The sequence below is a fragment of the Paraniabella aurantiaca genome, assembly GCF_050309965.1.
Classification (GTDB): Bacteria; Bacteroidota; Bacteroidia; order Chitinophagales; family Chitinophagaceae; genus Niabella.
The window spans coordinates 1593436-1609207 of the sequence record NZ_JBLOSY010000001.1; the positions used below are offsets into that span (position 1 = coordinate 1593436).

Annotated in this window: 17 protein-coding genes; 7 read left to right on the forward strand and 10 right to left on the reverse strand. The window is 40.9% G+C overall.

Going from position 1 to position 15772, the window contains the following annotated elements:
* The first annotated feature begins 421 nt into the window (after nucleotides 1-421).
* From ACLOAU_RS06780 to ACLOAU_RS06795, 4 genes are read left to right on the forward strand one after another with little or no spacing between them, the layout of a single operon-like run.
* On the forward strand, nucleotides 422-1747 hold the full coding sequence (locus tag ACLOAU_RS06780; protein WP_427861101.1) for a type III secretion system chaperone family protein: 1326 nt from the start codon (nucleotides 422-424) through the stop codon (nucleotides 1745-1747).
* A gap of 48 nt (nucleotides 1748-1795) precedes the next feature.
* The gene (locus ACLOAU_RS06785) at nucleotides 1796-2899 is read left to right on the forward strand and encodes a trypsin-like peptidase domain-containing protein (protein WP_427861102.1); all 1104 of its coding nucleotides are present in this window, start codon (nucleotides 1796-1798) and stop codon (nucleotides 2897-2899) included.
* Between the two features lie 9 nt (nucleotides 2900-2908).
* Complete coding sequence (locus tag ACLOAU_RS06790) at nucleotides 2909-3400, forward strand: regulatory protein RecX (protein ID WP_427861103.1); 492 nt, start codon at nucleotides 2909-2911, stop codon at nucleotides 3398-3400.
* Nucleotide 3401: 1 nt separating this feature from the next.
* A complete protein-coding gene (locus ACLOAU_RS06795; protein WP_427861104.1) occupies nucleotides 3402-4220 on the forward strand; it encodes a nitrilase family protein in 819 nt (272 codons plus the stop codon).
* Nucleotides 4221-4313: 93 nt separating this feature from the next.
* On the opposite strand, the gene ACLOAU_RS06800 is transcribed toward ACLOAU_RS06795, so the two are convergent.
* The 9 genes from ACLOAU_RS06800 to ACLOAU_RS06840 form a co-directional block, all read right to left on the reverse strand.
* Nucleotides 4314-5390 carry a lipocalin-like domain-containing protein gene (locus tag ACLOAU_RS06800; RefSeq protein ID WP_427861105.1) on the reverse strand — a complete coding sequence of 359 codons (1077 nt, stop codon included), beginning with the start codon at nucleotides 5388-5390 and terminating at the stop codon, nucleotides 4314-4316.
* An 11-nt stretch (nucleotides 5391-5401) separates the two neighbouring features.
* The gene (locus ACLOAU_RS06805; protein ID WP_427861106.1) at nucleotides 5402-6448 is read right to left on the reverse strand and encodes a hypothetical protein; all 1047 of its coding nucleotides are present in this window, start codon (nucleotides 6446-6448) and stop codon (nucleotides 5402-5404) included.
* Between the two features lie 33 nt (nucleotides 6449-6481).
* Complete coding sequence (locus tag ACLOAU_RS06810) at nucleotides 6482-7057, reverse strand: hypothetical protein (protein WP_427861107.1); 576 nt, start codon at nucleotides 7055-7057, stop codon at nucleotides 6482-6484.
* Between the two features lie 239 nt (nucleotides 7058-7296).
* Nucleotides 7297-7692 (reverse strand): SET domain-containing protein-lysine N-methyltransferase, encoded by a 396-nt coding sequence (locus ACLOAU_RS06815; protein ID WP_427861108.1) that lies wholly within the window; start codon nucleotides 7690-7692, stop codon nucleotides 7297-7299.
* Complete coding sequence (locus ACLOAU_RS06820; RefSeq protein WP_427861109.1) at nucleotides 7689-8105, reverse strand: SET domain-containing protein-lysine N-methyltransferase; 417 nt, start codon at nucleotides 8103-8105, stop codon at nucleotides 7689-7691. The genes ACLOAU_RS06815 and ACLOAU_RS06820 overlap by 4 nt, the downstream gene beginning before the upstream one ends.
* A 20-nt stretch (nucleotides 8106-8125) precedes the next feature.
* The gene (locus ACLOAU_RS06825) at nucleotides 8126-8650 is read right to left on the reverse strand and encodes a hypothetical protein (protein ID WP_427861110.1); all 525 of its coding nucleotides are present in this window, start codon (nucleotides 8648-8650) and stop codon (nucleotides 8126-8128) included.
* Between the two features lie 11 nt (nucleotides 8651-8661).
* A complete protein-coding gene (locus tag ACLOAU_RS06830) occupies nucleotides 8662-8943 on the reverse strand; it encodes a hypothetical protein (RefSeq protein WP_427861111.1) in 282 nt (93 codons plus the stop codon).
* Nucleotides 8944-9017: 74 nt separating this feature from the next.
* The gene (locus ACLOAU_RS06835) at nucleotides 9018-10487 is read right to left on the reverse strand and encodes an outer membrane protein assembly factor BamB family protein (protein WP_427861112.1); all 1470 of its coding nucleotides are present in this window, start codon (nucleotides 10485-10487) and stop codon (nucleotides 9018-9020) included.
* Nucleotides 10488-10580: 93 nt separating this feature from the next.
* Nucleotides 10581-11411 carry a YdgH/BhsA/McbA family protein gene (locus ACLOAU_RS06840; RefSeq protein ID WP_427861113.1) on the reverse strand — a complete coding sequence of 277 codons (831 nt, stop codon included), beginning with the start codon at nucleotides 11409-11411 and terminating at the stop codon, nucleotides 10581-10583.
* Nucleotides 11412-11572: 161 nt separating this feature from the next.
* Here ACLOAU_RS06840 and ACLOAU_RS06845 point away from each other — a divergent pair, with 161 nt between their 5' ends.
* From ACLOAU_RS06845 to ACLOAU_RS06855, 3 genes are all read left to right on the forward strand, one after another.
* Nucleotides 11573-13513 carry a tetratricopeptide repeat-containing sensor histidine kinase gene (locus ACLOAU_RS06845; RefSeq protein ID WP_427861114.1) on the forward strand — a complete coding sequence of 647 codons (1941 nt, stop codon included), beginning with the start codon at nucleotides 11573-11575 and terminating at the stop codon, nucleotides 13511-13513.
* Between the two features lie 88 nt (nucleotides 13514-13601).
* Nucleotides 13602-13769 (forward strand): response regulator, encoded by a 168-nt coding sequence (locus ACLOAU_RS06850; RefSeq protein WP_427862680.1) that lies wholly within the window; start codon nucleotides 13602-13604, stop codon nucleotides 13767-13769.
* Complete coding sequence (locus ACLOAU_RS06855; protein ID WP_427861115.1) at nucleotides 13747-14118, forward strand: LuxR C-terminal-related transcriptional regulator; 372 nt, start codon at nucleotides 13747-13749, stop codon at nucleotides 14116-14118. The genes ACLOAU_RS06850 and ACLOAU_RS06855 overlap by 23 nt, the downstream gene beginning before the upstream one ends.
* A gap of 96 nt (nucleotides 14119-14214) precedes the next feature.
* On the opposite strand, the gene ACLOAU_RS06860 is transcribed toward ACLOAU_RS06855, so the two are convergent.
* Nucleotides 14215-15768, reverse strand: coding sequence for a S41 family peptidase (locus ACLOAU_RS06860; protein WP_427861116.1), 1554 nt, complete (start codon nucleotides 15766-15768; stop codon nucleotides 14215-14217).
* Between the last annotated feature and the right edge of the window lie 4 nt (nucleotides 15769-15772).

A 15772-nucleotide genomic window follows, 5' to 3' on the forward strand; every position in this document is an offset into this window, starting at 1 on the left:
TGTCTGTTTTTATATCTTTTTTAGTGGCCAGATGGAATTCGCAAAATAATTATCCCTCTAAATATGAGGAATTTTTATTGCTCATTTCATCCGTTTAAAAATTTTATTGTTCTATCCGTTTTTTGGGTGCAGCGAAGCTACTATAAAAAAGAATGAGCGCAATATAATTTATTTATAATAATACCACATTTTCCCTCTTATTATCTGAGATTGAGCCTGTATGCCATCTCATCCTACCTGTTTTGGAGACATTATTTTTACCTGGGTTCATGTAAATTTCCATCTTACCGGGCCAGATTCCCCCGACCAGATTGCTGCTGGCGAAGAACTGCTTATTGAGGCCCGGATTTAAGATTTCGTATATGAATTCGTTCTCAAAAGGTTTTGTATCTTCCGCCACTCTATTAAAAAAAAGGACAGCATGTTTAACAAGCTAATCAACCTTATAAAAGGGAAAAGCGACCCCGCCGCTGAAGCGGTGCGCATTCCGTTTGGGCGTTATTCTGACAATAATAAATCGGTAGCTAAAGGAACCAGGTGGACAGACGCCGATAACCTGTTCAAGGAAAAAAAATATATAGAGTCCATTAACGCCTTTTTTGATTATTTAAAGGATGACGAACAAAAGAATGTCAGTTTCTCAGGTGATAATGAGCGGTTTAACTTTGAGTTTTTCCAGGGATCGAAGGTGATCCGCGGCCGTATGGAAAACGGGCTATTATCTGCAGAAGTAAAACTGGCCAAAATGGCCCAGCCCTCGGTGCCGGTAATGCGCCGCCTGCTGGAGATGAATTTCGGACTGTATTACAGCCGTTATGCACTCCAGGAGAATGAGTTGTGCATGCGATTCGATACCAATATTGAAACGGCCAACCCCAGCAAATTGTATTACGGGCTGAAAGAGCTGGCCATTAAAAGTGATAAACAGGACGACCTGCTGGTTCAGGATTTTTCGTTCCTGGAAAGGCTTGATGAGGAGCATATTTACGAAATTCCTGATTCAGAGAAGCAGGTAAAACACGAAGCTATACAAACCTGGATCACGGAAGCTCTTGACAAAATTGCAACGGTTGACGCCGATAAGTTTTCTGGGGGAATTTGCTATTTACTATTGGCCTTGGTATACCGCATCGACTTTTTGATTGCTCCTGAAGGTCAGTTATTGAACGATCTCGAGAAAATATCAGGTATCTATTTTAAAAAAGATGACCGCCAGATGGTAGAAAAGAACCGGGATATGATCGAGGAATTTAAAAAGTTACGGGATAAGCCGAAGGAAGAAGTCTTTAAAAACCTGTTCCGGTCAAGGTATACTTTCTCTATTGTAACACCTCAACCGCATAAAACCACAGCAGATGCCATTAATGAGGCCAATCATAATATGTTATGGTACCGGGATAATAATCACGAGTACTTTGCCAATAAGATCATTGAATACGGCCTTACTTATTGCCAATACTCTTATAGTTTGCCCAAACCAATTACCCAGTTGATTGAAATATTTATGCAGGTGAACTATCCCGAGTACTTTAAGGCTTTGGGGTACACCCAGGCTCTTTATATGCCGGTGGCTAACAAATTCGAGCAGGATGTAATCGCGGGGCGTGTCAGGCAGATCCAGCACCAATGGAGACAAAAATACCCGTTGATGAATTTTAATACCGATCAGATCGCTTATAACAGTTTGCTGAGATTTAATCAAAGCTTTACCAACCAGATAGAATTGTTGAACCTGAATAATGAGTAATTTGTAATGAGGAAAGAGAAGAGTGAAATGTTAAACCTGGAATGAACAATGAATTCAAAAGAAATTATCGATACATATCAAAACGCTATTATACAGATAGCTACCCAATCGGGTACCGGCACAGGTTTTTATTTAAAGAACTATGGGCTGATTATTACTAATAACCATGTGGTTGCCAATAACCCGGAAGTAACCATTGCCGGCAAAACCTTCGACAAGGCTTTATCGAGGGTATGGTATACAGATAGTCAGCATGATCTGGCCTTCCTGGAGCCGCCTGCAGAAGCCGAATTACCTGAAATTTCCTTAGGTAATTACGAAGCAATGAAGGACGGCGATAATGTAATAGCCATAGGACATCCTTATGGATTGAACTATTCTGCCACACAGGGCGTGATCTCTAAAGTAGATCGCATCCGTGACGGTGAAAAATACATACAGATTGATGCGGCGATTAACCCCGGTAACAGTGGCGGACCATTAGTAAACTATGCGGGTGAAGTAATTGGGGTCAATTCCTTTATTATCAAAGGTGGCGACAACCTCGGGTTTGCTTTGCCAGTGAGTACGTTAAAAGAGGCGCTCGACCTGTATCTGCCGAATAGAGGTAACGCCGCTACAAGATGTTCCAACTGCGATTACCTGGTTACTGCAGAGACGATTGATAATAACAAATATTGTCCCAGCTGCGGATCTGAAGTGAAGCTACCTCAACTCCCCGAGAAAGAAGTGGAGCTGATGGGTGTAGCTAAAATAATTGAGGACATCTTAAAGGAGTTGGGTAAGGACGTGCGGCTGGCCAGGGATGGCGCGAATATGTGGAGCGTGAAAGCCGGATCTGCCAAAGTAAAAATCAGCTATAATCCCGAGAACTATTTTGTAGCCGGTGATGCTTATTTATGCCAGATGCCATTAGATCCGCTGAAAATTAAGCCCTTGTACCAGTTTTTGTTGCAGGAAAACAATAAGCCTAGCGGGCTCGTGTTAAGCTGTGTAAAAAATAATATTGTATTAAGCCGCTTAATTTACGACCTGGATATGACCAAAGAAACGGGCGTTGCCGAATTCAAAAACCTTTTTGAACAGGCTGATCACTATGATGATTATTTAAAAGATGAGTTTGGCTGTATTGCCAGGCTGGAAGAGGTTTAATATTGGGTGATGGATGAAAAGCCACAGATATCGAAACAACATTTGACAAAAGAACAAGCCTTGCAAAAGCTAAGGCACTATTGTGCTTATGCCGAACGTTGTCATAGCGATGTGGTAAGCAAATTGTACGATCTGGGTGTTTGGAAAAAAGAGCATGATGAAATTGTTGCAACACTTATAGAGGAGAATTATTTAAACGAAGAGCGTTTTGCCAAATCATTTGCCGGGGGACACTTCAGAATCAAACAGTGGGGTAAAAACAAAATTGTACAAGCCCTGAAACAGAAAGGAATAAGTGCTTATTGTATCAAAACAGGTTTGAAGGAAATTGACGAAGATGATTATGAGCAGACGCTTCAAAAGCTATTTACACAGAAATGGGAAAGTCTTAAGGGCACGCCGAACCGATTTGCTAAAATGAAAAAAACAACCGACTACCTTTTACAGAAAGGTTTTGAATCGCATTTAATCAATCGATTATTTAACGCGTCAACTGATTAATATGAAAGATGCTTTGACGGTCACATTGGTACAAACGCAGTTGGTTTGGGAAGATAAAGCTGCCAACCTTCAATTGTTGGAAGAGAAAATAAAAAGCATTCCCGATAAAACGGAGATCGTGGTGCTGCCTGAAATGTTCTCAACAGGCTTTAGCATGAAGCCGGAGTTGCTCGCCGAGACCATGGAAGGACCTTCAATAGAATGGATGAAGCATGTATCTGCGGAGCAAAGGAAAATAATCACGGGTAGCCTTATTATTAAAGAGGTAGCAGATAATGGCGATGAAACCTATTTTAACCGGTTGGTATGGATGCTACCCAATGGCCAGTTTGGTGTTTATAACAAGCGCCACCTATTTGCGTATGCCCACGAACATGATCATTATACCGCGGGAGAAAAACGCCTGATTGCTTCGGTTAAAGACTGGAAGATTAATCTGCAGGTTTGTTATGACCTGCGTTTTCCCGTATGGGCCAGGCAGGTACCGCAAACTGCTGGTGAAAACTGGCGCGGTTTATACGATGTGTTGATTTATGTAGCCAACTGGCCCGAGCGACGCAGCCATGCATGGCGAACACTATTGCAAGCTCGTGCCATAGAGAACCAATGCTATGTTATAGGTGTGAACCGTGTGGGAACAGATGGCAACAACATTTATCATAGCGGTGACAGTATGGTGGTTGACCCCCTCGGTGAAGTTTTATACCATAAGAAAGATGAGGAAGACCTTTTCACCATCACACTCGATAAGAATCATCTCAATGACGTTCGCAGTCGTTTCCCTTTTTGGGAGGATGGGGATGAGTTTAAAATTTTCTGATACAACTCCTGAAGGCGTAAGCTTTTGCAACAGCCATCTTTCGGATAGAATCTGGATTGGAAATCTTCAATACCCTTTGTTTTCATTCACTCTCTATTTAAAAGCATTTGCCGGCATTGCCGTCTTAGTGGGTGCTACTTCAAAAAAACAACTCTGATCATTTTGCCCCGGGCTTCCCTCCCGCTGTGTATCTTGTGTATGTTTCAGGCATAGTGCATTGGCATTATTACCCTGCCAATACTCAACAGTAAAGGGATAAGTTATTTTCTCCAATTTTCTTGTTGTTGACTTCAGTCGCTTTACCCTTGTTTGCAGCACTTTTCTTATAGTCTCTGCACTCATGCCGTTATTGATTTTGCCTACACTCCATTCTTCATTTGCACCGCTTAAAGGAGTTATGGTTATGCTATTGCCATTTACGGTATAAGTGCCGTTTTCGTATTGCAATACATTTACCGGGTTGGTTGCCATGGCCGATGCTGCATTGTAAACAAAATGGTAGGTACCATCTGCGTTGAATTTGTATTGATATAGCCAGAAACCTCCGGTATAAAAGCCACTCATGCTTCCAAAGGCAGCTCCTTGCTTTTCCAGCGACTGGGCTTCCCATATTTTTCCGGTAAGCGAAGCGTTAATGATATTAGTAGACGGTGTAGTAGTAGCTGTATTATTGCTTTGTCTAGCCTTCGTTAGCTCCAGCGAATGTAGGAACATTAGCAACTCGCTTTGATACTGCTGTGCATTGGTCATTAATACCACACTTACCATTTGCCCGCCACTAGTGGCTGTAAGCTGGGTAGCTAATCCTTTTTGCGCACCATCAGTATAGTGTGCAATGCCTGAAATAATATCCCAACCATCTTCCTTTGCAGGTGCTTGCATGGCCGGTGCATCATTTACTTGTACCGATGCTTTTACCAGCTTTATCCAATCGGCATTAAAATTATCTGTGGCACTTGCCTCACTTGCTGTGGCCTTTGTAATAAGGATGATGGCATAAGCGCCGGTTTTATTATCTGTAACAGAAAATTGCACACCGCCTTCGTTTTGCTGTTGCTGCCATCCTTTGGGTGCTGTATAGCTCACCATATCAAAGTTTTGCTTTTGGGCAAATAAGGCAATACCTGGCAGCATATATGCAATGGCAACACTGGTAAAAAATTTCAACATAACAATATATTTTATGGTTTTGTTTTTATGGGTGTTGACAATTCTGGTGGATCATCAATAAGTGATTTACCCGATGTACGGGAACTAAGAACAATTCTGTTATTTTCCTGTTTTCCTTCTCTTTCTGTTCGGGAGTTTGATTGAAGTGTTATTTTTTTCTCATCTCCTCCTATATAATAATTAAGATCTACTGTATAAGTGACGGGCTCCATTTTCCAGCTGCCTGTTTTTGCCAGGCTTCCCCATTCGCTGGTTCTGTTGCTGGCTGCCTTGTTCCACCATCCACCTTTACCTTGCTTGGGTGTAATGGTCAATTTATTTTCATTTAGTTTCCAGTTGCCGCTTTCATAAACGTATTGTATTTCTTTTACAAATACGGCCCAGTTTTTCATACGGAACAAATAGGTGCCATCGCTATTAAAAGCATATTCTTTTCTAAAATAGCCGCCCGATGGTTGCGGAAATCCATTTGAGTAGCCACTTGTTTCAATAGTATAATCAACCCATAAACCCACAATGCTGGTATTATTGGCAGCAGGGCCAGTTTTAGTTGTTTCATTTAGATTAGGCTTTGCTAATTCCAACGAGTTAACAAAAGCCAGCAAATCGCTTTGATATTGCTGTGTATTGGTCATCAATACCACGCTGACCATTTGTCCGTAAGTGGTAGCAGTAAGCAATGTTGCCAATCCTTTTTGCTCACTGTCTATATAATTAGCCGTGCCGGAAATAATTTCCCAGCCATCTTCGTGTGCAGGCTCTTGCATAGCAGGTGCATCGTTTACCTGCACCGATGCTTTCACCAGCTTATCCCAATCGGCATTAAAGTTTTCAACGGCATTGCCATTGCTTGCGGTGGCTTTGGTAACAAGTGCTATAGCATAAGCACCTGTTTTCTTATCCGCAACTGATAACTGTACACCGCCTTCGTTTTGCTGTTGCTGCCATCCTTTGGGCGCAGTGTAGCTCACCACGTCAAAACTTTGCTTTTGTGCATAGCTGCATAAGCTCATCAATATAATAGAATGGAAACCCAATAATTTTTTAAACAGTTGCATGACTACAGGTTTATGATAGTTGACAATTACACTTTACATCATGGGGGCAGGTGCGGCAGGTGCACCCGGAGGTTGTTTTTTCGCTCTTCCCGTTGTGGCCTTTAAATTAGTCTGTCCGGAAGTTGCTGCTTCTTCCAATTCCATTGTTAGCGTTGCCATAAACTGGTTAAACTCGCTGATGCAAGTATTATTATTAGTAAGCAGCTGGTAGTATAGTGTTTGTTGGCCATTACTCAACGAATAAAAATAACTTTGTACAGGGGCCATTTGTTGTGTGGAACTGCCTTTTGAAAAAAAGCTTATTAGTCCGCCGGCCTCATACCTGGTAACAGCTCCTCTTTGATTTTGATAGCTAATGCCTGTGCCACCATAGAGTGTACGATACTGCAGGTATTCCGCATCAGTAATTACCGCTCCTTTTTCAGTTGCCGAAATAATGATTTTACATACCACTCCTTTTTTTGCAGCCTTCTCCAGCGATACAGCGTTAGCCGTCCTGGTTATTTGCCAACCTGTAGGTACGGTGAAAGATGCTTTGCCAAAAACTTCCTGTGCTTTTACCTGATACAGTGACAGAAGCATCAGGCCGGTAATAAAAATTTTTTTCATTGTAATAAAATTTTTATGAAGAGCTTGTTTAAATTCTAATCACATAGAAATGGTAGTTTGAAAGAGAATACCAGTAGCACATCATAATTTTTTCATCTTCGATGAAAACTATTGCTTATCTGATACCATCTTACTACTATGAAAAGCTATGTGTCTATGTGGTTTAAAACGGTTAAGCTACTTCGGGTTAAAAATACGTTGCTGTTATGCCCTTTGTTATCATTAAAAAGCATGATTTTTTACAAAGGAGCAATACCCCTGTCTGAAAACCATTTGCTATAGTCTTCACCATAGCCGCCGCCATAATTAATGCAGATTTCGGTGTGGGCCGGAATGGGCTCATGAGCGGTAAATACCATCTGCTTTTCTTCCCGGTCCAATATGTATACTGCATTGGGATATAGCCGGTGGTTATACATAGAGCCAAAGCCCATGGCAAGCGATAAGGTATTTTCTTCTTTATTAAAATAAAAACAATAGCTGGATAATGGAGTGCTGTTAAGCAGCGCAAAATCATCGGCAGGCACAACAATAACAGGGCAGACTTCAATGGTATCACCTGCTGCAATATCCTGGTTGCAAAAAACAGCCCGTCCTTTGCCCTGTACTTCCTTGAGGTATAAGTATTGCTTCATTCCTTGTTTAGTTGGGGAAAATAAACCGCTTGATTGTTACGGGGATGGCCGTTATAATTAATAGTGATTTCTGTACCCGGTTCAATGGTAATATACGCGTAAATATTCAGCGTATTCCTTTTACCTGAAAACGAATAAAAAGCATTGGCTTCGGGCGAATGATTATAAAACGATGCATAGCCAAAGCCAAAAGCAGCAGGCATTTCCTGGTTCTGTATTAAAAAATAGTAATTGAATAGTTTGGTATAACGCAAGGCTTCTTTTGCTGCTGCCGGTAAAAAAACAACGGGCGCTTTTTCGATCAGGCTACCTTTAAAAATTTTATTTTTTGCGTATACGCCTCTGCCATGAAGCGGGCTTTCTTTCACTTCAATATCTGTAGGCTGAACAATTCTTTTATTGAAAAATAGCATAGGGCTTAACGGGTTTGCTTTTAGTTATCCTTTTTTGTATGGGCTCTTTTGGCTGCTTCCATTTCGGCCTGTTTGGCCGCCGCGGCTTTTTGTTCCGCTTCCCGTTTTTCTTTTGCTTCTTTTACGGCGGCTTCTTTGGAGTAGGGTGTTGTGTTTTCTTTGCCTTTAGTAGCAGCCTGTTTTGCAGCTTCCATTTCGGCCTGCTTTGCTGCTGCTGCTTTTTTCTCAGCTTCCCATTTTTCTTTTGCTTCTTTTACAGCGGCTTCTTTATTATATGGTACAGTTTGCTCTTTGCCTTTATCTTTATGTGCAGCCTGTTTAGCTGCTTCCATTTCGGCCATTTTGGCGGCTGCGTCTTTTTGTTCTGCTTCCCGTTTTTCTTTTGCCTCTTTCACAGCAGCGTCCTTGGAGTAGGTTGGAGTTGTTGTTGTAACCGCAGTTTGGTTACTGCCAGGTTTTTGGGTTTCCTTTTGGGCATTGGTAGTTTGGGCTTTAAGCGCTGTAATAAACAGCAAGCTGCTTAAAACGGATACAATTCTTTTCATGTGTATATTATTTATTGTTTAGCAGGAGCCGCTTTATCCGCTACCACTGCCGCCTTCTTTATTTCGGTATTTTTAGAGGCGACATTTTTTATTGCTGCATTTTTAAAGCCGGCATCTTTTGCTTCAACCTTCTTAATTACTGTAGTATTCTTTATCGCTGCATTGTTGACCTCTTTTGTGGGTGTATTCATACGTGCAACGGGCGGGGTGGTTTCTTTTTGCACATTGCTGCTTTGGGCTTTTAGGCCTGCTGTAATCAACAAGGCACTGATAATAGTGAATAATCGTTTCATTTTTTAAAATTTATGCATTAAAAATACACTGCTGACCTTCGCATTGATATCATTCAAAAAGATGATTTTTTGCTTTATTTCAGTTTATAAGCGCCCTTTAAAGTAACGCCATAAATAGCACCATCATGGGCAATGGTCCAAACAGGATAACCTCCCTTTGGCGATTCAATATTCCAGGGTGCATTTACATCGTATTGAAAAAATCTTTCGGGTAGGCTGGTGGTCCACAGTAAGGTTCCTGTTTCGCCATCAAAGCCCTGTAGTTGGGTATCTTTCCATTTATTGTTTTCATCCACTATTCTTTCGCCCACATAAAATGCGCCGCCTGATGCACAAAGCAAAGCAGCATTGTTCGAAATTTTTCGCCTCCATACAAGCTTTCCATCTTTTGTATGATATCCCCATATTTCTTTTTCTTTACCCGTTTGCACTTCGGTTACAATAATGCTTCCGGCACCTGCACGGTTTAAAATTTGTTGCTTCGGATGCGCTTTGGTGGTCCATAAAATTTTACCCGTTATTTTATCAATGGCCCTTAACCCTTCACCATAAGGATTATTGCCGGGGCTTACCGGGCCGTTCAACCCCTGCACTTTAATAATGACCTTGTGGTCAATAATCATGGGTATACCGTCATCCGATTTGTAAGCTGTTTTGCCGGTTTTTTCTGTAACAGGCTGATCGGTATGCCGCCAGAGCGTTTTGCCGGTTTTTAAATCGATAGCGTGTAATTGCCTGGTAGGCGGGTCGGTTTGATCTTTACTTCTTGCTGATAAAAATAGCAGGTCGTCTTCTGCCGCGCCGGCACTGAAAGTAGGTTGATAGTGTGGGTCTAATTTATCAGGCATAGCCAACCTGAAGCTGGTATTTTCCCAAAGTACCTTGTCAAGGTTGGTATTTAAGCCACTTAAAATACTATAACCATTTTTGGTGGATTGTGTTACGGCAGTAAAAACAGTTCCATAATTTCTGAGGGGTGCGCCGGGCTTTGCCGTTGTTAAGGAGCGGACAATTGTACCCGTTTTCAAACTAATAACATAATAGTCTGCGGCGCCACCGTCCTCCCTATTGAATAGCATCAATACTTCGCCCGATGGTAACTCAAAAAACTGGATGGCACCCATCGAACCACGCCTGTTTCCTACAGCACAGATATCGCTGATGCGCCAAACAATTTTTCCTGTCTTTTTATCAATAATAGATAAGCCTGCATTGGTTTCATTGTTACAGCTGCCGGTGAGCACGTAATTTGCAGTAACAAAGGGTGTCCAAACACTCCACCAGCCTGGATTAATTTCCCATTGAATTTTAGGTGCCGCTAAAATAGGTGGCGCTGCAAACTCACGGCTATTACAGGTGGTGCCAAATGCCCTCGTCATGGCAGATGCATCTTCGCAGGGTTTATATGTTGTAACTTTTTTCAGCCTTGCAATGGCAGCTTCTCTTGCAGCGGGCGAGTCGTCGGGAGTCTGTGCCTGCACTGCATCGGCGCAAAGCAAAAGAAAAATTATAAGGCTGCCGATGATATGTTTTTTTACCATCATTATATTAAAGTTTAATTATTCCTATCCAAGCAAAACGAATTTTTCTGCCACTTCTAAATATGGGACAATACCTACACCACCTTTTTATACAACTCATTTGTTGTAATAAGTATAAACCGTAGTATCCGTTTGAATCAACGTACTGCCGGGTTGTGTATATATATTCAATACCCTTTTGGTTACTAATCCTATATCATCTGTCTGGTATTGGTATTCTACTGTTTGCCTGATGACTTTGTTGTTGAGTTTATCGTAATAAGTAGTTTTTTGCAGCAGATTTTTTGAGAATTTTCCATAAAAAGAAACCGGCAACCCCCCACTATAAAAACCAGCACGATAGGGCAGATTGGCGGCATACTCATACACCACAGAATCTAATGCATTAGGAATGCCAGGGCTTATGCCTCTGCGTTCCGAAATATAATAGGTGGCTGTATTGTTTGTATAATAATATTTGGCTTTATTGATATAACCGGAGAAATAGCTAGCCGCATCAGACAGCGTACCATCTTTATTATAGTTGTATTTGGAAGATTGTGTAACCGTTCCGTTGTTCAAAATCCAGCTGCTATCTACATATCCTGCGGTATTCAGCTGATCGTATGTTTTTGAGTTTGATAAGGTACCGTTGTTATACTGCTCAGATGTATAGATGCCATTACTAAGCGTATGCGTATAGCTCTGCACAGTTCCCATAGAGGTGCGGCGGGTGTACCGGTAGGTATTGCCTTCATATAGGTAGTTGGTTGTGTCGAAGGATAGGTTTGAAGACGTGCCGTTATAGTTTCTTACTGAATGAGTGGCTGTTTTTATTTTATAGAGACTATAGTCAATAACAGGCGGTGGTGGTTGCTTTTGCGAATCTTCTTTTGAGCAGGCAAACAATACAAGGCTTACCAAAATGATGGGCAATATTTTTTTCATTGTTTGTAATTTTATAATGTAAAAGTACTTTCATGCTACGCCCTGAGTTATCGTTAAAAAAGATGATTTTTAAAAATCATGGTTTCAAAAAATCATTAAAAAAGAGGATGGGTAGCAAATCGGAAATAAGGTTCTTTTGTAAAAGAATGATCTCTTACCGAATGCAAAAATATTTTTTGATACTTGTAGCGGCGCTTTGCAGTTTTCGGCTTTTGGCGCAAAATCCGGGTGGAAAGGACAGCTTGCTGCTTGCCTTACGCACCACTAAAGTTGATAGCATAAAAGTGAAACTGCTTTTACAGCTTGGAAAACAATTTGGCAACAAAAACTACGACAGTTTTTATTACTACCTGCAACAGGCCGACCTGCTTTCAAAAAAAATCAAGTTTGCTGCACAGGATTTTTATATTTATGCAGGATACTCTGAGTATTATTACTACAAAGGCGATTATAAGAGATCAGTTGTATATGCTTTAAAAGGTAAAGAGTTTGCTACAGCACAAAACGACATGAAATTGCTTGCCAAAAGCTATAACAATCTTGCTGCAGTTTATAACCGTTTTGGTAATCATCAATCCGCTATTGATTGTATTTTAAAATGTTTGGATATTTCTGAAAAAACAAAAGACAGCGCCAGCTTTCCTGTAAGAAATCTTACGGCCTCGGTTACTTATTACAACCTGCAACAGTTTGATAAAGCCATATTTTATGCTAAAAAAGCTTACGGGTTTGGAAAGTTATTTAACAATGATTTTGCTGTGGCAATGGGGCTAAACAATTTATCGGCAAGCTATGCACAGCTTCATATGCTCGATAGTGCCATTATTATTGGCAAACAACAGCTGGCATTAGCCAGGCAACAGGAAGACCTCATCAACATTAATTATGCGCTTATTAATTTGTGTCATAATAGTTTTAAAGCAGGAAATAAGCCTGCTTTGGAGGCTTATACTAAAGAGTTGACTAGCTATAGCAAAAACATGCCCGATAGCCAGGTAGCAGCAGAGCTGCATACCGCCGCTGCATTAAACTTCATGAGCCTGCAAAAATACCAATTAGCCAAAGCCCAATTGGATAGCGGTATGAATATAGCAAAAAGACACAATAATACAGATGCTTTAGAGAACCTGTATCAGGCTCTTTCTATCTTTTATTTTCTGCAGGGAAATATTAAAGAAGGCAGCAACTATTCTTACAAACATGATTCCATTATACAGGCGGCAAATCTTCAAAAGCTGAATTTTTATACAGAAGAATTGGAAACTAAATATGAAACCGAGAAAAAGGATTCGCAGATACAACTTCAACAAGCACAACTCCGGCAAAAATCTACGCTCAATTATTTTTTAATAACCGGAACGGCAGCAGTACTTCTCATTTCTCTACTTGGCTATCGCAACTACAAACACCGCCAAAAGCTACAACAGGCAAAAATTGACGAACTCGAAACAGAAAAATTACTCACCGCCACGGCAGCCGTCCTTAAAGGAGAAGAGCAGGAAAGAAGTCGTCTTGCTAAAGATTTGCATGATGGATTAGGAGGTATGCTAAGTGGCGTAAAACATTCTTTAAGCAGTATGAAAGAAAATTTAATAATGACACCGGACAACGCACAGGCGTTTGAACGAAGCATTGATATGCTCAATTCTTCCATTAGTGAAATGCGCAGGGTAGCACACAATATGATGCCCGAAATGCTGGTAAAATATGGATTGGATACCGCATTGAAAGAGTTTTGTACTGAAATAACCCGAAGTGGCGCCACAAAAGCAAATTATCAATCTATTGACATTGATAAGGAAAGTATTGAACAAACGATTTCGGTAACTATCTATCGCATAGCACAGGAGTTGGTGAACAATGCCATCAAACATGGTAAAGCAAGTGAAGTATTAGTGCAGCTTCATTTACATCGGCAGGAAAAATTATTAGCACTAACTGTAGAAGATGATGGTATTGGCTTTGATGTAAACCTGTTGAATAAAGCAAATGGAATAGGATGGAAAAATATCCAAAGCAGGGTAGATTTTTTAAAAGGAAAATTGGACATCCAATCTGTGCCGGGTAACGGAACATCGGTAATGATAGAAATTACTAGGTGATGGCAATACGTGTTTTTATAGTAGACGATCATTATATGGTAATAGAGGGCATACGCTCTTGTTGCAAAACGAGCGTGCAAATGAATGGATGGGACATGTCACCAATGCCGCATCCTGTTTGAGTTTTTTAAAGCAACGGCAGCCCGATATTATTTTAATGGACGTCAATTTGCCTGACAAAAGCGGAACTGATTTGTGTAAGGAGGTAAAACAATTGTATCCTTTCTGTATTTGTGTTGGGACTGAGTACCTTTAACGAGCAGGCAGTTATACGCAATATGATGGACAACGGCGCATTGGGCTACTTACTAAAAAATGCTTCAAAAAAGGAAATACCCGAAGCTATTGCTGCGGTACTCAAGGGAAAGGAATATTTAAGTTATGAGGCGGTACTTGCCATTAAAGAAACAGATAAACAATTACCCATCATCACCCGCAGGGAAAAAGAAATACTGGCACTGATTGCCCAGGGTCTCACCAATACTGAAATGGCCGAAAAACTATTTATTAGTATTCCCACCGTAAACACCCATCGCAAGAGCCTTTTAGAAAAATCTGATGTAAAAAATACTGCTTTACAGATAGGCAAAAGCCATAAAATATGAATTTGTGCAAAACGAAAATTAAGAAAATACAATGCCGGCGCGTTACCTTTATTCGCCTCGAATATTTTCGGGAATTACATCTCAAGCCTGGGCCCTCTATTTAAAGCTCTTTTTTATCAATTCCAATGCCTTTTCCATTTTGGCATCCACACCTTTTCGTATTGTTTCCGGTGTAGCACTTATAAATACGTCCGGCTCAACCCCTTTCCCATTTTTGGTAATGTCTTTATCAATTACCAGCCTGAATAGGGGTAACCTGAAGCGAACTTTGGTATAAGGCAAGGTTACATCCGGAATGATCATCGCCGTATTACCGTAGGCCGCTCCTCCCGATGGTTCGCCAACAATAGTTACATTGGGCTGATTACGCAAGGCATTTAAAACCAAAACACTTGCTGAATAGGTGTAACCACCCGTTAAAACATAAACTTGCCCGTTGTAATGGGTTCTTTTTATGGGCTTATAATACTTGTTCTCAAAATGTCGGAAATGATATAGGTTGGCTTTTTTTCTCGTAGATACCCGGGTAAAAATGGTTTCAGTAAAATTGTTTTTAATGAATTGCCCATACTTAAAAGAGGGCTTTTTCGCATAAATGGAATCGCCGGTTTTAAAGGGCTTATTAGCTAGATAACGTGTTAATGAGGTTGAATTGCTGATCCTTCCCCCACCATTTAATCTCAGATCGATGACCAGATTGCCAATTGCCGAATCTCCCAGTTTTTTGAATGACTTTCGGAAAAACCGTTTCAAGCCAGGGCTGCCGGAAAAGGTATTCAATTCCAAAACAGCATATCCGTTTTTAGCCGATAGCTGCAGATTACGCTGTTCCTTCAACTTATCAGCTTTTGATTTTTTATCCTTTTTGACAGATTTCTTCCCGGCTTTAGATAGACTGTCTTTAGGCACAACAACGGGCTGTATGATGGTTTGTTGCGGTTGTCCCAGGCTGTCCTTGTAAGTAACCCGGAAGGTTTTAGGCCAGCCAAAGACCCCTGTATATAAAGAGGCAAAATAGCTGGTTCCACTCAGTAGCTGGCTCTTTGCAACAATATTATTACCATCTGCAGGAATAAAACGGAGCAAGGTATCAATGATCTGTTTTGATGATATGCCGTTGATAGCGTCAATAATATCACCACGTAACAACGGCGTGTTTTTGACAGGAGCCGTTAATACAATCGTGTCGCTCCAGGTTTTAATATTAAGTGGAAAGCTGCGTTTGGCCGATAACGTATCAAAATATTTCTGGTAGCTTCGGGAGGCTCTGACAGATGTGTGTCCGCATTGAATATTATCAACAACCAAAGCAAGCACTCTTCGAAACTCGTACTCCGTCATGCTATCTTTTAGCAACAGGCCACCAGCATCAAAAGCACTATCCATTTGATGTTCGGTGCTGTACCAATACAGGCTGGGATGTTTTTGCTCCAGTATAGTTTGAAATAACCGGTAATCCTCTTTTAACTGAGCGGCAGGAAACTTTTTATTAGGATTAAAAGTTTTACGAGCACTACCGCAGGAAAATAAAAGAAGGGATAATAACAGTAAGCCCACAAGGTAATTATACACAGTATACATACCTCTGTTGTACGCATAAGTGCGGCTAACCGATAAGGACGATTTCTGTTCCTGTGCCGGTAACTCCATCAAC